General features: G+C 65.5%; 22 protein-coding genes and 1 pseudogene. 6 read left to right on the top strand and 17 right to left on the bottom strand.

Annotated elements, in window-relative coordinates; genetic code table 11:
* Positions 1-9: 9 nt before the first annotated feature.
* From BAC01S_RS17545 to BAC01S_RS31620, 3 genes are all read right to left on the bottom strand, one after another.
* Complete coding sequence (locus BAC01S_RS17545; RefSeq protein WP_027795957.1) at positions 10-1,119, bottom strand: COX15/CtaA family protein; 1,110 nt, start codon at positions 1,117-1,119, stop codon at positions 10-12.
* A 37-nt stretch (positions 1,120-1,156) separates the two neighbouring features.
* Positions 1,157-1,768: an SCO family protein gene (locus BAC01S_RS17550; RefSeq protein ID WP_245616610.1), complete on the bottom strand. Its 612-nt coding sequence runs from the start codon at positions 1,766-1,768 to the stop codon at positions 1,157-1,159.
* A 146-nt stretch (positions 1,769-1,914) separates the two neighbouring features.
* Entirely contained in the window at positions 1,915-2,664 is a 750-nt protein-coding gene (locus BAC01S_RS31620; protein WP_043202599.1) for an SURF1 family protein, read from the bottom strand.
* A gap of 138 nt (positions 2,665-2,802) precedes the next feature.
* Between BAC01S_RS31620 and BAC01S_RS17560 the strand changes: the two genes are divergently transcribed.
* On the top strand, positions 2,803-3,012 hold the full coding sequence (locus BAC01S_RS17560) for a twin transmembrane helix small protein (protein ID WP_027795959.1): 210 nt from the start codon (positions 2,803-2,805) through the stop codon (positions 3,010-3,012).
* A gap of 91 nt (positions 3,013-3,103) precedes the next feature.
* Here BAC01S_RS17560 and BAC01S_RS17565 read toward each other — a convergent pair whose 3' ends face one another.
* The 8 genes and pseudogenes from BAC01S_RS17565 to BAC01S_RS17600 form a co-directional block, all read right to left on the bottom strand.
* Positions 3,104-3,961, bottom strand: a complete 858-nt coding sequence (locus BAC01S_RS17565; protein WP_027795960.1) for a cytochrome c oxidase subunit 3 — start codon at positions 3,959-3,961, stop codon at positions 3,104-3,106.
* A 144-nt stretch (positions 3,962-4,105) separates the two neighbouring features.
* Entirely contained in the window at positions 4,106-4,318 is a 213-nt protein-coding gene (locus BAC01S_RS17570) for a DUF2970 domain-containing protein (protein WP_043202600.1), read from the bottom strand.
* A gap of 6 nt (positions 4,319-4,324) precedes the next feature.
* Positions 4,325-4,894, bottom strand: a complete 570-nt coding sequence (locus tag BAC01S_RS31625; protein WP_043202601.1) for a cytochrome c oxidase assembly protein — start codon at positions 4,892-4,894, stop codon at positions 4,325-4,327.
* Positions 4,895-4,947: 53 nt separating this feature from the next.
* Entirely contained in the window at positions 4,948-5,088 is a 141-nt protein-coding gene (locus BAC01S_RS35130; RefSeq protein ID WP_027795962.1) for a cytochrome oxidase small assembly protein, read from the bottom strand.
* A 90-nt stretch (positions 5,089-5,178) separates the two neighbouring features.
* On the bottom strand, positions 5,179-6,789 hold the full coding sequence (gene ctaD / locus BAC01S_RS17585) for a cytochrome c oxidase subunit I (protein ID WP_027795963.1): 1,611 nt from the start codon (positions 6,787-6,789) through the stop codon (positions 5,179-5,181).
* A gap of 75 nt (positions 6,790-6,864) precedes the next feature.
* Positions 6,865-8,202 (bottom strand): annotated as a pseudogene (coxB, locus tag BAC01S_RS31630) (cytochrome c oxidase subunit II); the annotation flags it as partial.
* A gap of 93 nt (positions 8,203-8,295) precedes the next feature.
* Positions 8,296-8,772, bottom strand: a complete 477-nt coding sequence (locus BAC01S_RS17595) for a DUF2244 domain-containing protein (RefSeq protein ID WP_027795964.1) — start codon at positions 8,770-8,772, stop codon at positions 8,296-8,298.
* Positions 8,773-9,052: 280 nt separating this feature from the next.
* Entirely contained in the window at positions 9,053-10,018 is a 966-nt protein-coding gene (locus BAC01S_RS17600; protein ID WP_027795965.1) for a methyltransferase domain-containing protein, read from the bottom strand.
* An 86-nt stretch (positions 10,019-10,104) separates the two neighbouring features.
* Here BAC01S_RS17600 and BAC01S_RS17605 point away from each other — a divergent pair, with 86 nt between their 5' ends.
* Positions 10,105-10,917 (top strand): ComF family protein, encoded by an 813-nt coding sequence (locus tag BAC01S_RS17605; protein WP_043202603.1) that lies wholly within the window; start codon positions 10,105-10,107, stop codon positions 10,915-10,917.
* A gap of 55 nt (positions 10,918-10,972) precedes the next feature.
* Positions 10,973-11,443: a tRNA (uridine(34)/cytosine(34)/5-carboxymethylaminomethyluridine(34)-2'-O)-methyltransferase TrmL gene (gene trmL, locus BAC01S_RS17610; protein WP_027795967.1), complete on the top strand. Its 471-nt coding sequence runs from the start codon at positions 10,973-10,975 to the stop codon at positions 11,441-11,443.
* A gap of 72 nt (positions 11,444-11,515) precedes the next feature.
* On the opposite strand, the gene BAC01S_RS17615 is transcribed toward trmL, so the two are convergent.
* From BAC01S_RS17615 to BAC01S_RS17635, 5 genes are all read right to left on the bottom strand, one after another.
* Complete coding sequence (locus BAC01S_RS17615; RefSeq protein ID WP_027795968.1) at positions 11,516-12,043, bottom strand: O-acetyl-ADP-ribose deacetylase; 528 nt, start codon at positions 12,041-12,043, stop codon at positions 11,516-11,518.
* A 38-nt stretch (positions 12,044-12,081) separates the two neighbouring features.
* A complete protein-coding gene (locus BAC01S_RS17620) occupies positions 12,082-13,080 on the bottom strand; it encodes an NAD(P)H-dependent glycerol-3-phosphate dehydrogenase (RefSeq protein WP_027795969.1) in 999 nt (332 codons plus the stop codon).
* Positions 13,081-13,108: 28 nt separating this feature from the next.
* Entirely contained in the window at positions 13,109-13,576 is a 468-nt protein-coding gene (gene secB / locus BAC01S_RS17625) for a protein-export chaperone SecB (protein ID WP_027795970.1), read from the bottom strand.
* 228 nt (positions 13,577-13,804) lie between these two features.
* Positions 13,805-14,068, bottom strand: a complete 264-nt coding sequence (gene grxC, locus BAC01S_RS17630; protein WP_027795971.1) for a glutaredoxin 3 — start codon at positions 14,066-14,068, stop codon at positions 13,805-13,807.
* The gene (locus tag BAC01S_RS17635; RefSeq protein WP_027795972.1) at positions 14,065-14,490 is read right to left on the bottom strand and encodes a rhodanese-like domain-containing protein; all 426 of its coding nucleotides are present in this window, start codon (positions 14,488-14,490) and stop codon (positions 14,065-14,067) included. The genes grxC and BAC01S_RS17635 overlap by 4 nt, the downstream gene beginning before the upstream one ends.
* Before the next feature lie 197 nt (positions 14,491-14,687).
* On the opposite strand from BAC01S_RS17635, the gene gpmA reads away from it, so the two are divergent.
* The 3 genes from gpmA to BAC01S_RS17650 all read left to right on the top strand — a co-directional run bounded on the left by gpmA (position 14,688) and on the right by BAC01S_RS17650 (position 18,212).
* Positions 14,688-15,434 (top strand): 2,3-diphosphoglycerate-dependent phosphoglycerate mutase, encoded by a 747-nt coding sequence (gene gpmA, locus BAC01S_RS17640; RefSeq protein WP_027795973.1) that lies wholly within the window; start codon positions 14,688-14,690, stop codon positions 15,432-15,434.
* Between the two features lie 280 nt (positions 15,435-15,714).
* Positions 15,715-17,316, top strand: a complete 1,602-nt coding sequence (locus BAC01S_RS17645; RefSeq protein ID WP_027795974.1) for a S41 family peptidase — start codon at positions 15,715-15,717, stop codon at positions 17,314-17,316.
* A gap of 143 nt (positions 17,317-17,459) precedes the next feature.
* Positions 17,460-18,212, top strand: a complete 753-nt coding sequence (locus tag BAC01S_RS17650; protein ID WP_027795975.1) for a HesA/MoeB/ThiF family protein — start codon at positions 17,460-17,462, stop codon at positions 18,210-18,212.
* 73 nt (positions 18,213-18,285) lie between these two features.
* Here the strand turns inward: BAC01S_RS17650 and ptsP are convergent, their stop codons facing one another.
* Entirely contained in the window at positions 18,286-20,025 is a 1,740-nt protein-coding gene (gene ptsP / locus BAC01S_RS17655; RefSeq protein ID WP_027795976.1) for a phosphoenolpyruvate--protein phosphotransferase, read from the bottom strand.
* Positions 20,026-20,257 lie beyond the last annotated feature (232 nt).

Raw genomic sequence — 20,257 nt, forward strand, 5'->3', positions numbered from 1 at the left:
GGCGAGGGATCACGCCGGCGCGGCGTCGCGCGCAGCTACAACGGCGCGGCCGGGGCGGCTATAAGCAATTCGAAAGTTTAGCATGACGACCAGCAGCAACAGGATCGCCGCGCCGCCGTTATGGGCCACCGCAATAGCCAGCGGCCATTGCAGCACGATGTTCGAGAGACCGGTGAGGAACTGGATCGCCACGACGATCAGAACCCCATTTGCGGGACGCCGCAGCGATTCAAAGCGCCGCAATCTGAGGGCGAACCATACCAGATATGCGATCACCACGAGCGCAAACGTGCGGTGGGTCCAGTGGATCGCGACGAGCGCATCCTGGGTGATGACGTCGCCATTGCCGTCCATGCCGAGCGCGCGCCACAGGTGGAAGCCGTGATGGAAGTCCATCGGAGGAATCCAGGCGCCGTTGCAGGTGGGGAAGTCCGTGCAGGCAAGCACCGCGTAATTCGTGCTGACCCAGCCGCCCAGCGCGATCTGCGCGACGAGCAGGGCGAGCGCCGCGAGCGCCGCCGCGCGCCAGCGCCCCGCTTCGGGCTCGTGCGCGGGCAGCGGCGTGATGCGCGCCGCGAGCCAGCCGAGCGTGCCGAGCAGCGTGAGACCCAGCATCAGGTGCGTCGTGACGATGATCGGCTGCAGCTTCATCGTCACGGTCCATGCGCCGAAGATGCCCTGCACGACGATCAGCCCGAGCAACGCGCTGGGCCACCAGGGCGAGACGTGCAACGGCAGGCGCTTGATGCGCGCGCGCCAGGCGATGACCGTTTGCGCGATGATCAGCACGCCGATCGCCATCGCGAAGTAGCGGTGGATCATCTCGATCCAGGCCTTGCTCATGCTGACCGGGCCGGTGGGCATCAGCGCATGCGCGGCCGCGATCTGCGCGTGCGCGATGAACGGCGAGGACGTGCCGTAGCAGCCCGGCCAGTCCGGGCAGCCGAGACCCGAATCGGTGAGGCGCGTGAAGCCGCCGAACATCACGAGGTCGAGCGTCAAGAATGTCGTGACCCAGACGAGCTTGCGGAACTTGCCGTCGTCGGCCTTCACCCACACCCATGAGAGCGGGAGAAGCGCGATGCACAAGCCGATCAGGCCGAGTTCCAGTACGAACATGTCCTACCTTTTCACCAATGGATTCGTGCGCCGCACCTTACCCGATCCGCGACCATTTGAGCAGCTTCGTAATGTCGCTCTTGACCTTCGACGGATCCGGGTGCGCCGGAAAACGCATCATCAGGTTGCCGTTCGGATCGACGAGATAGATGTGGTCGGTGTCCTTCGTCGTGTCGGTGGCCGGCAGCCATTGCGCGAGCGCGGCCGGGTCGGCGCGCAGCATGCGCGTGTCCGGATAGGCCGTCTTGAGGACGTCGGCGACGGGCGCGTCGTCCGTGCGCAGCCAGACCGTCACGACGCGCTCGCGCTCCTCGCCCTGCGTCGCGCGTATCTGACGCATGAAGTAGAGCTTCGTCACGCAAGGCTCGCCGCACGCGCCGCCGTCCACGGAAATCATCAGCCAGCGCCCGCGCAGCGTCGCGAGCGGCACGGCGCGGCCGTCCGCGCCGGTGACCACGAGGCTCCCGGGAATCGGGCGCTGCGGCTCGATCAAGGCGCCATAGTTGGTCGTGCCGCCCCTCGGCTTGACGACGTAATACATGAAGTACGAGACCACGATGGGCGCCGCGCAAACGACCATCATCAGGAGCAGCATCCAGCGCCCGCGTCGCCACGAGCCGCTCGGGCGGCCGCCGGCGGGCGCGGACATCCGGCGCTGCCCGGCGTCATGGCCGCCTGGCGGTGTGCGGGAAGTTTGCGTCGACACGGCTCGAACCTCTTTCTCTGGTTGGCGCGCCGCTCGAGGCAGCGCGGATGTCGCGAACGCGCGAACCGCTCTTGCGCAGCGGCACATCATCAGGCGTCCTTCGGGGCTCGATCTGGGCCCGCCTGACTGCGCTCTTTTGTCGCAGCCCGGCGGGCCGCATACAGGCCGAATCCGAGGGCTGCGGCAGCCATGCCCCACCACTGGAACATGTAGCCGTAGTTGCGCTCGACGCCCGTGGTCGGCGCCGGCCAGTCGCGCACAAGGCCGTCCTGGGCCGCCGGCGCGAAGCCGGACTGCTGGATCACGAACGGCTGCAGCGGCAGCCCGGTTTCCGCCGCGTAGGACGCGACGCCGAGATTCTGCCGTATCTTCTGATGCGGTGCAGAGCCGCCGGCACCCAGTTCGAATGCGCGCGAGGCGTCCGCGCGCGCAATGCCTTCCACCGTGACTGGCCCGGCAGGCGTGTCGTAGGGTGCGATCGTGGTGCGATCGGCCATGTTGCGCGGCAGCCAGCCGCGATTCACCAGTACGTAGCCGCCGCCTTGCAGCTTGAGCGGCATCACGACGTAGAAGCCCGGCTGGTCGTCATACGGCCGGTTGTCGAGATAAACGACAAGATTGGGCATGAAGGTGCCGGTGGCCCGCACTCGATGGAAATCGATGGCCCCGAGCGGCAACGGCGCCGCGCCCACCGTCTGCGGCGGCGCCGACTCATAGCGTTCGATCTGCGCCTGCAGCGCCTCCTTCTGATGGGCGCGATCGCGCTGCCAGAAGCCAAGGCGGATCGTCACCGCCATCACGAGCAGGATCAGCAGCGTAGGCACGAGACGGAACTTCATCGGGCACGCCCGATGCAGCCGACATCGCCATCCAGGGCGAGCGGTCCCCACACACCCACACCCACACCCGCACCTGCCGCCACAACCGGTGCGATAATGAGACAGGCGATTTCAGACATGCCCGATTCCGTGAACTTCATGCACATTCTCGTTCCCATTGCGTTCGCGTTGATCATCGCGAGCCTGTTTTCTGCGCTTTACTTCATGATGCACGACCGCGGCCGCACGAAGCGGATGGTCTGGTCGCTCGCAACGCGCGTGGGACTCTCCATCTCGCTTTTTCTCTTCATCCTGTTCGCGCATTGGATGGGGTGGATCCAGTCCACCGGCATTCCATACGGACGATAACGCCGCTCCGCGCACCAAAAAGAAAGCGCCGCGCCGACAGAGTCGGCGGCGGCGCCCGGTTATTCAGCCTTCCTGCTTGTTGCGTCGCAACTCAAAGCCAGTACACGACAACATAGAGACCCAGCCACACCACGTCGACGAAGTGCCAGTACCAGGCGGCGCCTTCGAACGCGAAGTGATGGTCGGCCGTGAAGTGTCCGCGTATCAGCCGCACCATCACCACGGTGAGCATCGTGCCGCCGAGGAACACGTGAAAGCCGTGAAAGCCCGTGAGCAGGAAGAACGTCGAGCCGTAGACGCCCGAGGCGAGCGTGAGGTTCAGTTCGTTGTACGCATGGATATATTCGAAGGCCTGCAGGCACAGGAAGCACAGGCCCAGCGCAATCGTCGCCGCCATCCACGCGATGGCCTTGCTGCGATGGTCGTCGCGCAGCGCGTGGTGCGCCACGGTGAGCGTCGCGCCTGAGGAGAGCAGCAGCGCGGTATTGATCGTCGGCACCGGGTAGGGCTTCATCGAGGCGAACTGCGAGACGAGCTGCGCCGGCCCCGTGTTCGGCCACACGCCGCTGAAGTCCGGCCAGATCAGCTTGTAGTCGAGGCTGCCGAGCTGATGCATGGCGATCTCGCGGGCGTAGAACAGCGCGCCGAAGAACGCGCCGAAGAACATCACCTCGGAGAAGATGAACCAGCTCATGCTCCAGCGGTACGACACGTCCACGCGCTTGCCGTACATGCCGCCTTCGGATTCGGAGATCGCGTCGCCGAACCAGTGCCAGAGCGTGAAGAGCAGCCACAGCAGGCCGGCCAGCACGCCGATCGGCCCCCAGGACTCGCCGTTGATCCACGACGCCAGCGATCCGAGCATGACGACAAGACCGACGGCCGCGCTGATGGGATGCCGCGACGGATGGGGAATGAAGTAGTACGGACTATCGTTTTGGCCGCTCATGCCTGATTCTCCAGTTTCCAGTTGCTCCGGAAAGATTCCGGCTCTCTGCCTTCCTTACCGATTCTTGACCCGATTCTTGACCCGATTTCTGGCCCGATTCCTGGCGCCCTGCCGAACGCAAGTCGCGCCGAACACCCGCATACGTCATCCCACCACGGCATGCACGATCAGCAACAGCACGCCGATGAACAGCGCCGCGCCGATGAGCGCCGCCGCAATCAGCGCAATCGGGTTCAGCTGCGCGGCATCCGCCTCGAGATCCGCGCGCTTGCGAATACCCATAAAGGACCATGCCACTGCCTTGAAAAGCTGCAGCACCCCGCCCTTCCTCTTCGCCCCATCGCCTTCGCCGTTCATGGTCCCTCACGTTCCGCCGCCGGCGCGCTCCGCGGCTGGCTTGTTCAACTCGAAGAACGTGTACGACAGCGTGATCGTGTTCACGTCCTTCGGCAGCTTCGGGTCGATCACGAACACCACCGGCATGCGCCGCGCGTCGCCCGCCTGCAGCGTCTGCTGCGTGAAGCAGAAGCACTCGATCTTGTGGAAGTACTCGGTCGCCTGCTTCGGCGCGTAGCTCGGGATTGCCTGCGCCGTCACCGTGCGCCCTTCACGATTCGACAAGTCGTACATCACCGTCATCACCTCGCCCGGATGCACGTCGAGGCTCGTCTGCTCCGGCTTGAAGGCGAGCAGCCCGCGCGCATTCGCGTCGAACTCCACCGACACCGTGCGGCTCATGTCCACCTGCGTGTTGCGCGCCTCGCGTTCCGTCGTATCGCGCTGCACCAGGTTGTTGATGCCGGTGACCTGGCAGATCGCGCGGTACATCGGCACGAGCGCAAAACCGAAGCCGAACATCATGAACGCCACGACAACGAGCTTGATGAGCATCGAGCGGTTGAGTGTGCGGTCGCTTGCCCCTTGCGTCGACATCTGGCTTCCTCGAACGGTCCTCCCGCGACACGGAACAGCGCAATGCCCGCCGCTCAGTACGTCACGAAATACACCTGCTTGACGATGGCACTCGCAAAAAAGGCGGCGACGATGGCCAGCAGAATCAGGCCGAGTCGCAGATTGCCCGCGCGGATCTCCTCGGGCGTTCGTCTTTTTGGTGAATTCCGGATCATGTTTCCCTGGCGGTTTGCCGCAAGCTTTCGTTCAGGCCTCCCGACCTTGCGCCCTGCGCAGGCCGGGAAGCCGCGTCGGTTGCCGGCGCGTCACTCGACCGTCGGCGGGTTCTCGAAGGTGTGGAACGGAGCCGGGCTCGGCACGGTCCACTCGAGGCCCGTCGCGCCGTCCCACGGCTTGTCGCCGGCCTCTTCGAGCTCGCCGCCGCCGCGGTACGCGGGCAGCGCCACGAAAAACAGGAAGTACACCTGAGAAAGCCCGAAGCCGAACGCGCCGATCGTGATCACCTGGTTCCAGTCCGTGAACTGTGCCGGATAGTCCGCATAGCGGCGCGGCATGCCGGCAAGGCCGACGAAGTGCATGGGCAGGAACGCGAGATTGAAGAAGATCATCGAGCACCAGAAGTGGATCTTGCCGCGCGTCTCGTTGTACATCCAGCCAGTCCATTTCGGCGACCAGTAGTACCACCCCGAGAACAGCGCGAACAGCGACCCCGCCACCAGCACGTAATGGAAGTGCGCGACAACGAAATAGGTGCCGTGATACTGGATGTCGAGCGGCGCCATCGCGAGCATGAGGCCCGAGAGGCCGCCGAACGTGAACACGATCAGGAAACCTACCGCCCACAGCATCGGCGTTTCGAAGGAGAGCGAACCGCGCCACATCGTCGCAATCCAGTTGAACACCTTCACGCCCGTCGGCACGGCGATCAGCATGGTCGCGTACATGAAGAAGAGCTGGCCGGTGACCGGCATGCCGGTCGCGAACATATGGTGCGCCCAGACCATGAACGAGAGGATCGCGATGGAGGCCGTGGCGTACACCATCGAGCTATAGCCGAAGAGCGGCTTGCGCGAGAACGCCGGAATCACCTGCGACACGATCCCGAACGCCGGCAGGATCATGATGTACACCTCGGGGTGCCCGAAGAACCAGAAGATGTGCTGGTACATGACCGGGTCGCCGCCGCCCGCCGCGTTGAAGAAGCTCGTGCCGAAGTGGCGGTCGAACAGGAGCATCGTGATCGCACCCGCCAGCACCGGCATCACGGCAATCAGCAGGTACGCGGTGATGAGCCACGTCCACACGAACATCGGCATCTTCATGAGCGTCATGCCCGGCGCGCGCAGGTTCAGGATCGTCACGACGATGTTGATGCCGCCCATGATCGACGACGCGCCCATCATGTGCAGCGCGAAGATCGCGAAGTCCATGCCGGGGCCCATCTGCGTGGAAAGCGGCGCGTAGAGCGTCCAGCCCGCTGCCGTCGCGCCGCCCGGCGAGAAGAACGAGCCGACCAGCAGGCAACCGGCGGCCGGCAGCAGCCAGAAGCTGAGGTTGTTCATGCGCGCGAAGGCCATGTCCGGCGCGCCGATCTGCAGCGGGATCATCCAGTTCGCGAAGCCCACGAAGGCCGGCATGATCGCGCCGAACACCATGATCAGGCCGTGCATCGTGGTGAGCTGGTTGAAGAACTCGGGACGCATGATCTGCAGGCCCGGCTCGAACAGCTCGGAACGGATCCCGAGCGCCATCACGCCGCCCGAAAGGAACATCACGAACGAGAAGATCAGGTACAGCGTCCCGATGTCCTTATGGTTGGTGGCCAGCAACCAGCGGCGCCAGCCGTGTGGCGTTGCGTGCGCGTGTTCACCGTGGACGTGACCGTGGCCCGCTACATCGTGTCCGATGCTCGACATGAGTCTCTCCTGATGCGAATCCTGCTTATGTCACTTGCTCGACAGCTCGGGCTGCCGGGCCGATTGCTACGCCCCCGACGCCGGATTGGCGCCGCTTGCCGCCGCACCGCTTGCCGCGTTGTCGCTCGCTGCCGCGGCACCGCTCGCTTCGGCGCCGCCGCTGGCCGCCGCTGCTCCGCTCGCCGCGGCACCGGCGCCCGCACTGGCCGTCTGACTGCCGCCGCCTTCGGGCATCTTGCCGTTGCGCGCATCCGCCACCTGGCGCGGCTGCAGGATGTCGCCCGTGTGATTGCCCCACGAGTTGCGCTCGAACGTGATGACCGAAGCGATCTCGACGTCGCTGAGCGTCGGCGCCCACGAAGGCATCGCGTTCTTGCCGTGCAGGACGATGCTCACGTGACCGGCGAGCGGCCCGTTGACGATCTTGCTGCCGTCGAGCGCCGGGAACGCGCCCGCGCCCTTGCCGGTCGGCTGGTGGCAGACCGCGCAGTTCGACATGTAGACCTTCTCGCCGCGCTCCTTCAGCTCGGCGATCGTGTAGGTCTTGTTCGGGTCGTCGTTGGCGGCGGCCATCTTCGCCTTCTGCGTGTCGACCCACTTTGCATAGTCATCGTCGGAGACTACTTCGACCACGACCGGCATGAACGCATGCTCCTTGCCGCACAGCTCGGTGCAGAAGCCGCGGAAGGTGCCGACCTTCTCCGCCTTGAACCACGTGTCGCGCACGAAGCCCGGAATCGCGTCCTGCTTCACGCCGAACGCGGGCACGTACCACGAGTGCACGACGTCGTTCGCGGTGGTGATGATGCGGATCTTCTTGTTGACCGGCACGACGAGCGGGTTATCGACTTCCTGGAGATAGGTGTCAGTAATCGGCTGCTGGCCGTCCACCTCGGCGCGCGGCGTCGAGAGCGTGGAGAAGAAGTTGATGCCCTCGCCCGGCCCCTTCACGTAGTCGTAGCCCCATTTCCACTGGTAGCCCGTGACCTTGATGGTGAGGTCGGCGTTGGAGGTGTCCTTCATCGCGACGACGGCTTTGGTGGCGGGCAGCGCCATCAGCACGACGATGATGAACGGCACGATCGTCCAGATGATTTCGACGGTGGTGCTTTCGTGGAAGTGGGCGGCCTGGTGGCCCTTCGATTTGCGGTGCGCAAAGATCGAATAGAACATGACGCCGAACACACCGACAAAGATCACGGTGCACAGGAGCAGCATCATCATGTGGAGGCTGAAGAGCTCCTCGGCGATCTTCGTCACCGGCGTCTGCAGGTTGATTTCATTCACCGCCGGGCCGCCCGGGCTGTCTCCTACCGCAAGGGCCGCGCCGGCGAACAGGAGTCCGCTACATGCCAGCACACCCGAAAGGGCTCGCTTGATTGTTTTCATAGCTTCCTTACCCATGATTTCCATTCAAACCCTCGACCCCGCAGGAAGGTTGCGGATCGCGCACGAAAGGACGCGTGCCGGGGAAGCCAGGCACAACCCTTACGCGGCCTGTGCCGCTCAGGGTCCGCACGCGAGCCACATGCGCAGTTCCCGCGCGAACTGCGCACGCCGGTATTGCGGCAGGTACAACCCGACAGCGACCGTCTGGCCGCGGGATACGAGCCGCACCGGGTCGCGTGAAGATGCGCCCGGCTCGACCCGGACCCAGCGGGGATTGAATTCGAACTGGGAGAGCGTGTCGGCGCTCATCTGTTCGATCACCAGCCGGTTCGGATACAGCCTGATACGTTCGTAATCGACAGCGTGGCGCGCATAGACGGCGAAGGCGCCCCCTACTACCAACAGATCGATACCGGTGAACGGCAGTACCAGCCAGGCGCCGTTGATCAACAGCAAGACGGCGATCGTGACGGAAACGAAAGCCAGCGACACAAAGAAGTACACGAATTGCCTGGGCGAGACCGAACAGTTGCGCTTCATCAGCCAGTCCTTGATGACCGGCTCGGGACTCGCCAGCAGATCGGACGTCTGCATCGCTACCTCCTGCCGCACACCACTGCAACAACCTCAGACTATCGCTGCCCGGCGCGTCGCACAACTCTCATAACACTGTAGACGCGGGGCTTGACACATCGGAACCTGGGACGCTCCGTGCGACAAACTGACGCATTATAGGCACGAACTCCCGACACCCACAAGCAAGGCCTGATCAGCCGAAAACCCAAGCCAGACAAGGCTTTGTACGATCTTCACTCACTTTTTCGGAAGCATTTCCGTCGCTAATTTCAGGCATAACGGAAGCCCCCTTCCCACGTCATCGATTCCTTGCCGGGCCGCGCCCGATATCTTCGATCCTGACGATGCCGTGCCCCTCGGCGGTCGTGCGCGGCACGGCTTTCCACGCGTGTCCGTAGATGATTTCGAAGGTGAGCGGGATCGTGCCGTCCTCGCGGCGGCGCGCCTCCAGCGCGGCCGCGAGCGCGCGATAGAGGCGCCGCGCGGCATGCGTGGTGCCTGTTTCGCGCTCGAACGGATACGCGCCCCAGCGGCGCACGTCGGCAAGCAGCTTGTCGGCGGAGCGATAGGTGACGGTGATCGTTTCCTGATCCATCACCGGGATCTCGAAACCGTTCTCGACGAGCATGTCGCCCAGGTCGTGCATGTCGACGAAATCGATGACGTGCGCGCGCGTCGGCACGCCGTGCGCGGCCTCGACCTCGGCCCATGCGCCGCGCAGCTCCTTGAGCGTGTCGGGACCGAGCGTGCTGAACATCAGCAGGCCGTTCGCCTTGAGCACGCGCTGCCATTCGCCGAACACGAGATCCGGGCGCGGATGCCAGTGCAGCGCGAGGTTCGACCAGAGCAATTCGAAGGCGCCGTGCACGAACGGCAGCGCGCCGAAGTCGGCCTGCGCGAAGCGCGGGCCGCGTGCGCCGAGCGCCCGGCCGATGGATGCGGGGAGGAAGCGCCGCCAGCTCGTGTCGCCGGCGTCGTGCTGCAGCGCGCGCTGGAGCATGGCGAACGACAGGTCGGTGCCGAAGACCGGCGCCTCGGGAAAACGCTGACGCAATGCGGGCAGGTCTTCGCCGGGGCCGCAGCCCACGTCGAGCACGCTTGCGGGATTCAGCTTGATGTAGTCGAGCCGCTCGCGCATGCGCTGGGCGATCTCGCGCGGCAGGAACGCGACCTCGTGAAAGGTCGCTGCGCGGCGGTCGAAGACGCGCCGCAGTTGCCGGGAATCATAGGCCGGACGGCCGGGTCTGGCGGGAGACGGGGACATGTCGGTCGTATTGGCGAAGTCTGCGAAGTATACTCGCTCACTCCCATCCTTTCAGTACGCGAGCCCTCATCCGGGGCCGTCCGCCGATGCCGCCGCCGTCCGCCCCGCCGCCCGCTGTCCTTCGCGCAAACCGTTCGCTGCGCCTGCGCGTCTGTCAGAGCCTGCGGGTTCTCATCACACCCGCGTGGCCCCGGCTTGCCCAGTTCGTGCTGCCCAATCAGTGTTCATTATGCGGCAATTTGTCGCCAGGGGCACTGTGCGTGACCTGCGACGCGCGCTGCTGGAACGAGCCGCGCCTGCGCTGCGCCGTCTGCGCGCTTCCGCTTCCCGGCGCACGGCGAGCGGCAGGGCGGCCGCGCTACCGCTGCGGCGCGTGCGGCGAGACGCCGCCTGCGTTCGACGCGACCATCGCGCTTGGCGACTACCGTGCGCCACTCGACCTGCTCGCGCGCGGGCTGAAATTCCACGCACGCCTCGCGCTGGGCGCCGCCTTCGCACAGCAACTCGCGCGAGCGGTCGAAGATACGCTCGATCCCGCGGACCGACCCGACGTGATCGCGCCGGTGCCGCTCTCGCGCGAACGGCTGATCGAGCGCGGCTACAACCAGGCGTGGCAGATCGCGCGGCCGCTTGGACGCGCGCTGCGCACGCAAACGGATGCGACGCTCGTGCGCCGCGTGCTGCACACCGCGGCGCAATCGCGGCTCGACCGCGACACGCGCCGCCGCAATGTCGCGCGCGCGTTCGCGCTGACCCGACCGGTGCGCGGCCTGCACGTGGGCATCGTGGACGACGTGATGACCTCGGGCGCCACGCTCGACGCGCTCGCGCATACGCTAAAAGCCGCCGGCGCGAGGCGCGTGACGAATTTCGTCGCACTGCGCACGCCGAAGGACTGATACTGCCTCTTCATTCTTTATTGCTTCAGTTGCTTCTCAACGAGCCTCACCCATCATGTTCAATGTCGTTCTCGTCGAACCGGAAATTCCGCCGAACACCGGCAACGTCATTCGCCTGTGCGCGAATACGGGTGCGCGGCTGCACCTGATCGAGCCGCTAGGCTTCCCGCTCGACGATGCGAAGATGCGGCGCGCGGGGCTCGACTATCACGAATACGCGCAGATGCACGTGCATCGCGACTGGGACGCCTTTCTCGCCGCCGAGTCGCCGGATCCGGCACGGATGTTCGCGTTTACGACGCGCGGCTCGGGACGCTTCCACGCGCATGCCTTCGTGCCCGGCGACTGGTTCGTGTTCGGCGCGGAAACGCGCGGCCTGCCCGAGGCGCTGCTCGAGCGCATTCCGGATGAACAACGCGTGCGCCTGCCGATGCGTCCGGGCAACCGCAGCCTGAACCTCTCGAACACGGTGGCGGTCGTCGTGTTCGAGGCCTGGCGTCAAGCGGGCTTCGAAGGCGGCGAGTGAGCGCCGCCTTCGGCATGGTCAGAAAAATGATGGACGACGCATCGAATGGCGTCGTCTCGGATGTCGCGAATATCAGGACGAACGCGCCGCGAGTTCGCGCTGGTAGCGCGTATGCATCGCATCGTCGAAGCACGCGAAAGTCACGTGCTCGAGTTCGGCGTAGTCCAGCAGGAAGTCGATCACCGTCCGGGTAGCGATGAGCACGGCGTCATCGGCGGGGAAATGGTAGACGCCGCAACTGATTGCCGGAAACGCGATGCTGCGCACGCCCGCCGCGCGGGCGCATTCGAGCGAGCGGCGATAGCACGACGCAAGCAGCCGCGCCTCGTCATGGCCGCCGCCATGCCAGACCGAACCGACGGTATGGATCACATGCTTCGCGGGAAGGCGGTAGCCGCGGGTGATTTTGGCGTCGCCGGTCGGGCAGCCGCCCAGCGTCTCGCACTCGCGCAGCAGGTCCGGCCCGGCGGCGCGATGGATCGCGCCATCCACGCCGCCGCCCAGCAGCGAGGTATTCGCTGCGTTGACGATCGCATCGACGGCGAGCGTCGTGATATCGACCACGCGCGACTCGATCCGGCAGTTTCCGATGGTCAGCATGTCCGTCCTCCTGTCGGGCGAAGCGCGGACGAAGCGCCCTATTCCGCCTTGGCGTCGCGCCTGAGCAAAGCGCTGACGGCGTCGCGCGGCGCAACACCGTCGAACAGCACGGCGCAGACCGCTTCGGTAATCGGCATGTCGATGCCGTGCGCGCGCGCGATCGCCAATACGGCCTGCGCACAGCGCACGCCTTCAGCGACGTGACCGAGCGCGCCGAGGATGTCGTCGAGCGTGCGGCCGCTCGCGAGCTGCATTCCCACGGTGCGATTGCGCGACAGGTCGCCCGTGGCGGTGAGAATGAGGTCGCCGAGGCCCGTCAGCCCCGTAAAGGTTTCCGCGCGGCCGCCCAGCGTCACGCCAAGCCGCGACATCTCCGCGAGCCCGCGCGTGATGAGCGCAGCGCGCGCGTTCAGGCCGAGCCCGAGGCCGTCCGAAATGCCTGTCGCGATCGCCAGCACGTTCTTGACCGCGCCGCCCACCTCGACGCCGACCACGTCGTCGCCGGTGTAGATGCGCATCGCGCGGTGATGAAACGCGTCGAGGGTGCGCTCGCGGCACGCCGCGGACGTGCTCGATATGGTCAGCGCAACGGGCAGACCCTGGCCGACCTCGCGCGCAAAACTCGGACCCGAGAGCACGCCGTTGCTGGCGTGATCGGGCAGCTCGGCGGCCACGACCTGGTGCGGCATGAGCTGCGTTTCGGCCTCGAAGCCCTTGCAGAGCCAGACGAAATGCGCGGGCACACGGCCTAAGTCACGCATCGCGCGCAGGAGCGCGCGCAGCCCGGCTACGGGCGTCGCGACGACGACGAGCGCCGCGTCACCCGACGCGTGGTCGAGCGCGGCGGCGAGATCCGTTTCGTAGTGGAGGTTGCGCGGCAGCGAGACGCCCGGCAGATAGCGGGCATTCTCGTGGGTCGTGGCGAGGGTGCCGATGAGCGCGGCATCGCGCGCCCACAGCACCGTGTCATGCGCACGGGCCAGATGGCCGGCCAGCGCGGTACCCCACGCGCCGGCGCCGAGAACGGCGACTTTCATTGCGATACTCCGCACCGGCGGGCTGGGGTCAATGCGTGGCGCTGCTTTGCGCGCCGTCCTGCTGCGCGATCTGCTGCAGGCGTTGCTCGTAGAGCGCCTGGAAGTTGATCTCGGCGAGATGGATCGGCGGGAAACCGGCACGCGTGATCGCGTCGGCGATATTCGAGCGCAGGTACGGGAACAGGATCGTCGGGCACGCAATGCCGACGAGCGGATCGAGCTGCTCGGCCGGAATGTTGCGAATGTCGAAAATACCGGCCTGCTTGGCCTCGATCAGGAACGCGACCTTGTCCTTCACCTTCGCGGTGACCGTGCCGGTGACGAGAATCTCGAACACGGATTCGGCGAGGCGCTCGGCCTTGACGTCGACTTCCACTTCGACCGAAGGCATGTCCTGCTCAAGAAAGATGGCCGGCGAATTCGGCTGCTCGAGCGACATGTCCTTGAGATAGATGCGCTGGATGTTGAAGAACGGCTGGTTGTTCTCGTCAGACATGGTGATTGGCTTCCCTGATTAAATGGATTGCAGCAGCAAACGACAGAGCAAATACAGAGCGAACTACGGTACAGCGCATACGACAACAAGCCCGCGCAGCCGCCTTGCGTGAAAGCAGGTCTGCGCGGGCTCGAAAAGCCCTGCGGCGCCCCGAACGGTCCCACGATGGTCCCGTGCGCCGGCTTCGCCCGAAAATCAGGCCAGGTGCGAGTCAGCCTCGGGCTGACCTCAAGCCGCCTTTTCGAGCAGCGGCATCAGGCCGCCGGCGCGGTCGAGCGCGGAGAGGTCGTCGTAGCCGCCCACATGCGTCTCGCCGACGAAAACCTGCGGCACGGTCCGGCGGCCGGTGCGGGTCATCATTTCCTCGCGACGGGCCGGATCCCGGTCGATCAGCACTTTCTCGATGTGCTCGACGCCGCGCGACTTTAAAAGACGTTCGGCCATCTGGCAATACGGGCACACCTGGGTGCTGTACATGACCACCTTGTTCACTTCGAACCTCCTTGTTTCACGACCGGCATGCCGGCCTGCTGCCAGGCGTTCACGCCGCCGTCCAGGACATGGACTTCGGCAAAACCGGCGTCCTTCACGAGGCGCTGCGCCTTGTGCGACTGCTGGCCCGTCTGGCAGACCAGCAACACCGGGTTGCTCTTGTTCTTCACGGACTGGCCCACCTTGGCCTCCAGCTCGGCAAACTCGAGATGACGGGCCGAAGGCAGATGCCCCTTCGCAAAGTCCTCCGCGGAGCGCAGGTCGATCACCACCGCGTTGCGGCGGTTGATGAGCTGCGTCGCCTCGGCGGCGGAAACGCCGCCGCGCCCGCCGCGCTTGAGCGTCGGCCACAGCAGCATCCCTCCCGAGATGAGGACGATTGCGATGAGTACAAGGTTGATGTAATTGGTAAAGAACGTCACGGAAAATCCGCCGGAAAAATGAGAAAGCGTGGGAAATCGGGAGCAGGCAATCTTGTCATTATAAAATAACCATTTGTCGCGAGGGTGGCGCGCCCCTGCCCGGGCCGAAGGGTCACCCCCAAGGCCGCCGGGACGGATCAAGGCTCCCCGTCCCCTATTACCCGACTACCCGCTTCCTCACTACCGACCGGCATCCCATGTACAAACTCGTACTCATCCGCCACGGCGAATCGACGTGGAACAAGGAAAACCGCTTCACCGGCTGGGTCGACGTCGACCTCACCGAACAGGGCGTCCGCGAAGCCCAGCAGGCCGGCCGCCTGCTCAAGGAGTCCGGCTACACCTTCGACATCGCCTACACGTCGGTGCTCAAGCGCGCGATCCGCACGCTCTGGCTCGTTCAGGACCAGATGGACGAAATGTACCTGCCGGTCGTGCACTCGTGGCGCCTGAACGAGCGTCATTACGGCGCGCTTTCGGGCCTGAACAAGGCCGAAACCGCCGCGAAGTACGGCGACGAGCAGGTTCTCGTCTGGCGCCGCAGCTACGACACGCCGCCGCCCGCGCTCGAGCCCACCGACCCGCGCACCTCGTACAACGACCCGCGCTACGCGAAGGTGCCGCGCGAGCAGCTGCCGCTCGCCGAGTGCCTGAAGGACACCGTGGCGCGCGTGCTGCCGGTCTGGAACGAGTCGATCGCGCCGGCCATCAAGTCGGGCAAGAAGATCGTGATCGCCGCGCACGGCAACTCGATCCGCGCGCTCGTGAAGTACCTCGACAACATCTCGGACGACGACATCGTCGGCCTCAACATCCCGAACGGCGTGCCGCTCGTCTACGAACTGGACGAGAACCTCAAGCCCGTCACGCACTACTATCTGGGCGACGCCGAAGCCATCGCGAAGGCGCAGGCCGCCGTCGCGAACCAGGGCAAGGCCGGCTGAGCCTCGCTTGCCAACCGGGGGCCTTGCCCCCGGTTTCACCTCGCCTCCGTTTTTTCTTGCCGTTTTTCCCCGGCTTCACTGTCAAAACTGCCAGCCCGGCGTCAGTGCCGCGCCAGACAAGCCTTGGCAGCCAGGTTCATGCGAACCGGGCACGCGCTTCGCTGTCGAACCCCCATCTTCCGCGCACGACGCACAGCCCCGGCGAGTGTGCAGTTATACTTGTCCGTCGCTTTTCCACTGGACGCTGCCACGCGCCTTTCGACCGCACGCAACAATCTCTATGCGAAAGAACCTGAAAAACATCGGCCTGATTGCCGCTGGCCTTGCGACCGGCGTATTTGCCACCCTGCAGATTTCCGCCTCGGCCCAGCAGACCACGACCGAGCCGCTGCCGCTCGACCAGCTGCGGCTCTTCGCCGAAGTGTTCGGTCAGATCAAGCATGATTACGTCGTGCCGGTCGACGACAAGAAACTGCTGATCTCCGCGATCAAGGGCATGGTCTCGAGCCTCGACCCGCACTCGTCGTATCTCGACAAGACCGATTACCAGGAGCTCCAGGAGCAGACCAAGGGCCGCTTCGCGGGTCTCGGCATCGAGATTTCGGCTGAAGACGGCTTGATCAAGGTCATCTCGCCGATCGAGGACACGCCCGCGTTCCGCGCCGGCATCCGTCCGGGCGACCTGATCACGCGCATCAACGACAAGCCCGTGCGCGGCATGACGCTCGACCAGGCCGTCAAGCAGATGCGCGGCGACCCCGGCACCAAGGTCACGCTCACGATCTTCCGCAAGACCGACGACCGCACCTTCCCGCTCACCATCACGCGCGCCATCATCAAGGTGCAGAGCGTGAAGACCAAGGTGCTGCAGCCGGGCTATGCCTATATCCGCATCACGAGCTTCCAGGAGCGCACGGTGCCGGACCTCGCCGACAAGCTGCAGGACATCGCGCGTCAGGAGCCGCACCTCAAGGGCCTGATTCTCGACCTGCGCAACAACGGCGGCGGTCTGCTGCAAAGCGCCGTGGGCGTGGCGGGCGCGTTCCTGCCGCCGGACTCGGTGGTCGTTTCGACGAACGGCCAGATCCCGGATTCGAAGCAGGTCTATCGCGACACCTATGAGAACTACCGCCTGCCCTCGTTCGACGGCGACCCGCTGAAGAACGAAGCCGCCGAGTTCAAGACGGTGCCGATGGTCGTGCTGACCAATGCCTACTCGGCGTCGGCCTCGGAAATCGTGGCCGGTGCGCTGCAGGACCAGAAGCGCGCGCTGATCGTCGGCAAGACGACGTTCGGCAAGGGCTCGGTGCAGACGGTCCGGCCGCTCACGTCGGACACCGCGCTGCGTCTGACGACGGCGTACTACTACACGCCGACCGGCCGCTCGATCCAGAACAAGGGCATTCGTCCTGACTACCCGGTCGACCAGTACTCGGACGGCGATCCGGACGACGCGCTCGTCACGCGCGAAGTGGACTACTCGAACCACCTTGCGAACACGCAGGATCCGAACGAGAAGAAGGAACAGGAAACGCGCGAGCAGGAGCGCATGGACATGCTCCAGCAGCTCGAAGAGCAGAACGACAAGAAGACGCCCGAGCAGCGCGAGAAGGATCGCAACCGCAAGCCGGTCGACTTCGGCACGCCGGACGACTTCATGCTGCAGCAGGCCATGAACGTCCTGCAGGGCAAGCCGGTGACCGAATCGAAGTCGCCGATGGAGCGCCGCCTCGCGCAGGAGAAGCCCGAGCAGTCGGCTTCGGCGCCGATCGCCGTGAAGCCTTCGGCATCGGCGGTGCCGGGCGCCTCGGCTCCGGCTGCCGCTCCGGCGTCGGCGGCCTCCGCGGCTTCCGCACCCGCCCCGGCCTCGCAGTCGAAGTAACCGCTGTGGCAACACCCGCTCCCGAAACCCGCGCATAACGCGGGCGCCGGGAGCGGATCTCTTTGCGCGACTACAATAACGAAACCGACTTCACGGCGCGCGATTCCGGTCTCCTCGCTGCGCTCAACGCCCCGCGCATCGCGATGAACGACGATCAACTCCTCCGCTATTCCCGCCATATCCTCGTCGACGAGATCGGCATCGAGGCGCAGCAGCGCTTTCTCGACGCGCACGCAATCGTGGTCGGCGCGGGCGGGCTCGGCTCGCCGGCCGCGATGTACCTGGCGGCCTCGGGCGTGGGTACGCTCACGCTCGTCGACAACGACACGGTCGACCTCACCAACCTCCAGCGTCAGATCATGCACGAGACGGCCTCGGTGGGCCGGGCGAAGGTCGAGTCCGGCCGCGACGCCATCGCGCGGCTGAATCCCGAGGTGAAGGTGAGCACCGTGCAGGCGCGCATCGACGACGCGTGGCTCGACGCGCATGTGCCGGGCGCGACGGTCGTGCTCGACTGCACCGACAACTTCGCGACGCGCCATGCGATCAACCGCGCCTGTGTGAAGCATGGCGTGCCGCTCGTTTCGGGCGCGGCGCTGCGTTTCGACGGCCAGATCAGCACGTTCGACTTCCGCGACCCGGCCTCGCCGTGCTACGCCTGCGTGTTCCCCGAGGATCAGCCGTTCGAGGAAGTGGCCTGCTCGACGATGGGCGTGTTCGCGCCCACGGTGGGCATCATCGGCGCGATACAGGCCGCCGAGGCGCTGCGCGTGATTGGCGGCATCGGCGAGCCGCTCGTCGGCAGGCTGATGATGCTCGACTCGCTGCGCATGGAATGGAACACCATGCGCATTGCTCGGCAACCCGACTGCCCTGTTTGCGGCGAGCGGCACTGAACCCCGCGATCGAAACGGCCACAAGCGCAAACGCCCCGGCATGCCGGGGCGTTTCTCATGGCACAGGACCGCTTCAGGCCTCGGCCACGCGCCTGAGCGCCGCGTGCAGCTCCTCCGGTTCGTAGGCGGCCAGCACGTCGGCCACAGGCTTCTCCAGCGACTTCAGTTGCGAGCGCAAGATTTCCTGCTTCACCACGAGCAATTGGCTCGGATGCATCGAGAACTCGGTGAGCCCCATGCCGAGCAACAGGCGCGTGAGCGTCGGGTCGCCGGCCATCTCGCCGCACACCGAAACCGGCACGCCGGCGCGCCGGGCCTCGTTCAGCGTGTGCGCGATCAACTGCAGCACGGCCGGATGCAGCGGGTCGTAAAGATCGGCGACGGCGTTGTCGGCGCGATCGATCGCGAGCGTGTACTGGATCAGGTCGTTCGTGCCGATCGAGAGGAAGTCCAGACGCCGCAGGAACATCGGCAGCGAGAGCGCCGCCGCCGGAATCTCGATCATCGCGCCCACTTGAATGTTCGGATCGTAGGCGAGGCCCGCGTCGTCGAGCTGGCGCTTCGCCTCGCGGATCAGGTCGAGCGTCTGGTCGATCTGCTGCGCGTGCGCGAGCATCGGAATCAGCATCTTGACCGTGCCGAACGCGGAAGCGCGCAGAATCGCGCGCAGCTGCGTGAGGAACATCTGCGGTTCGGAGAGGCTCCAGCGGATCGCGCGCAGGCCCAGCGCCGGGTTCGCCGCCGTCTCGTAGCCGTCGCCCCCGCCCATCGAATCGAGAGGCTTGTCCGCGCCCACGTCGATCGTGCGGATCGTCACCGGCAGCCCGTTCATGAGCTCGGCCGCGCGGCGGTAGGCGAAGAACTGCTCGTCCTCCTCCGGCAACCGGTCCTTGTGGTTCATGAACAGGAACTCGGTGCGGAACAGGCCCACACCCGTCGCGCCCGAGTCGAGCGCCGCCTGTGCGTCCTCAGGCAGTTCGATGTTCGCGTAGAGCTGGATCTTCGTGCCGCACAGCGTCTGCGTGGGCGAGAACTTCAGGCGCTGAAGCTTGCGCCGCTCGAGCGCCATCTCGCTCTGGCGCCAGGTGTACTCCTCGAGCACGATCGGCGCGGGGTCGACGATCACGACACCGTGATCGCCGTCGACGATGATGAGGTCGTCCTGGCGGATCAGCGCGCTCGCCTGCTGCACGCCGACGGCCGCCGGGATGCCGAGGCTGCGCGCGACGATCGCCGTGTGCGAGGTGCGGCCGCCGAGGTCGGTGACGAAGCCCTGGAAAGTCTGGGTCTTGAACTGCAGCATGTCGGCGGGCGCGATGTCGTGGGCGACCACGATCATCTCGTCGCAACTGCCGTGCAGCACCGCCGGCGACGCGCCCGCCAGCGCCTTCAGCACACGCTCCACCACCTGCTCGATGTCGGCCTTGCGCTCGCGCAGGTATTCGTCCTCGACTTCGTCGAAATGGCGCGTGAGCCTCTCGAGTTGCTCGGTGAGCGCCCATTCCACGTTGAAGCGCCGGGTGCGGATAAGGTCGATGGTCTCCTGGACGAGCATCACGTCCTTCAGGATCATCAGGTGCACGCCGATGAACGCGCCCATTTCGGTAGGGGCGTCGGCGGAGAGGTCGGCGCGCAGCGCGTCGAGTTCCTGCTCGACGACGGCGAGCGCCGCGCGAAAGCGCTCGATCTCGGCCTCGATCTTGTCGGGCTCGACCAGATAATGGTCGACGTCGAGCGCCGCCGGAGCGATCAGATAAGCTCGCCCAATGGCAATACCGCGCGATACGGGAATTCCATGCAGCGTGAACGGCACGCGCACCTCCTCTGGTTATGTGATGCCGCGGCAAACCGCTGCAATGCGCTCTCTCAGACCCCGATGGCGATTATAAATTCCGTGCGTCGCTCCTGGCTCATTAAGTCCTGTTAATGGCCAGGACATGCTGCTGCGCAACACGCGGATCGTTCGCTTGAATACCGGCTGTAGTGCGCACATACAAAAACGCCGCGGACAAAGCCGCGGCGTCTTGGCGTTCAGGGGCGATGCA

Source organism: Paraburkholderia acidipaludis NBRC 101816, assembly GCF_000684975.1.
In the GTDB taxonomy this organism is placed as follows: Bacteria; Pseudomonadota; Gammaproteobacteria; order Burkholderiales; family Burkholderiaceae; genus Paraburkholderia; species Paraburkholderia acidipaludis.

Excerpts from the sequence above, each read along its gene's own strand:
- BAC01S_RS17545 (WP_027795957.1), bottom strand. The coding sequence starts at position 1,119 with ATGTTCGTACTGGAACTCGGCCTGATCGGCTTGTGCATCGCGCTTCTC.
- BAC01S_RS17550 (WP_245616610.1), bottom strand. The coding sequence starts at position 1,768 with ATGTCCGCGCCCGCCGGCGGCCGCCCGAGCGGCTCGTGGCGACGCGGG.
- BAC01S_RS31620 (WP_043202599.1), bottom strand. The coding sequence starts at position 2,664 with ATGAAGTTCCGTCTCGTGCCTACGCTGCTGATCCTGCTCGTGATGGCG.
- BAC01S_RS17560 (WP_027795959.1), top strand. The coding sequence starts at position 2,803 with ATGCACATTCTCGTTCCCATTGCGTTCGCGTTGATCATCGCGAGCCTG.
- BAC01S_RS17565 (WP_027795960.1), bottom strand. The coding sequence starts at position 3,961 with ATGAGCGGCCAAAACGATAGTCCGTACTACTTCATTCCCCATCCGTCG.
- BAC01S_RS17570 (WP_043202600.1), bottom strand. The coding sequence starts at position 4,318 with ATGAACGGCGAAGGCGATGGGGCGAAGAGGAAGGGCGGGGTGCTGCAG.
- BAC01S_RS31625 (WP_043202601.1), bottom strand. The coding sequence starts at position 4,894 with ATGTCGACGCAAGGGGCAAGCGACCGCACACTCAACCGCTCGATGCTC.
- BAC01S_RS35130 (WP_027795962.1), bottom strand. The coding sequence starts at position 5,088 with ATGATCCGGAATTCACCAAAAAGACGAACGCCCGAGGAGATCCGCGCG.
- ctaD (WP_027795963.1), bottom strand. The coding sequence starts at position 6,789 with ATGTCGAGCATCGGACACGATGTAGCGGGCCACGGTCACGTCCACGGT.
- BAC01S_RS17595 (WP_027795964.1), bottom strand. The coding sequence starts at position 8,772 with ATGCAGACGTCCGATCTGCTGGCGAGTCCCGAGCCGGTCATCAAGGAC.
- BAC01S_RS17600 (WP_027795965.1), bottom strand. The coding sequence starts at position 10,018 with ATGTCCCCGTCTCCCGCCAGACCCGGCCGTCCGGCCTATGATTCCCGG.
- BAC01S_RS17605 (WP_043202603.1), top strand. The coding sequence starts at position 10,105 with ATGCCGCCGCCGTCCGCCCCGCCGCCCGCTGTCCTTCGCGCAAACCGT.
- trmL (WP_027795967.1), top strand. The coding sequence starts at position 10,973 with ATGTTCAATGTCGTTCTCGTCGAACCGGAAATTCCGCCGAACACCGGC.
- BAC01S_RS17615 (WP_027795968.1), bottom strand. The coding sequence starts at position 12,043 with ATGCTGACCATCGGAAACTGCCGGATCGAGTCGCGCGTGGTCGATATC.
- BAC01S_RS17620 (WP_027795969.1), bottom strand. The coding sequence starts at position 13,080 with ATGAAAGTCGCCGTTCTCGGCGCCGGCGCGTGGGGTACCGCGCTGGCC.
- secB (WP_027795970.1), bottom strand. The coding sequence starts at position 13,576 with ATGTCTGACGAGAACAACCAGCCGTTCTTCAACATCCAGCGCATCTAT.
- gpmA (WP_027795973.1), top strand. The coding sequence starts at position 14,688 with ATGTACAAACTCGTACTCATCCGCCACGGCGAATCGACGTGGAACAAG.
- BAC01S_RS17645 (WP_027795974.1), top strand. The coding sequence starts at position 15,715 with ATGCGAAAGAACCTGAAAAACATCGGCCTGATTGCCGCTGGCCTTGCG.
- BAC01S_RS17650 (WP_027795975.1), top strand. The coding sequence starts at position 17,460 with ATGAACGACGATCAACTCCTCCGCTATTCCCGCCATATCCTCGTCGAC.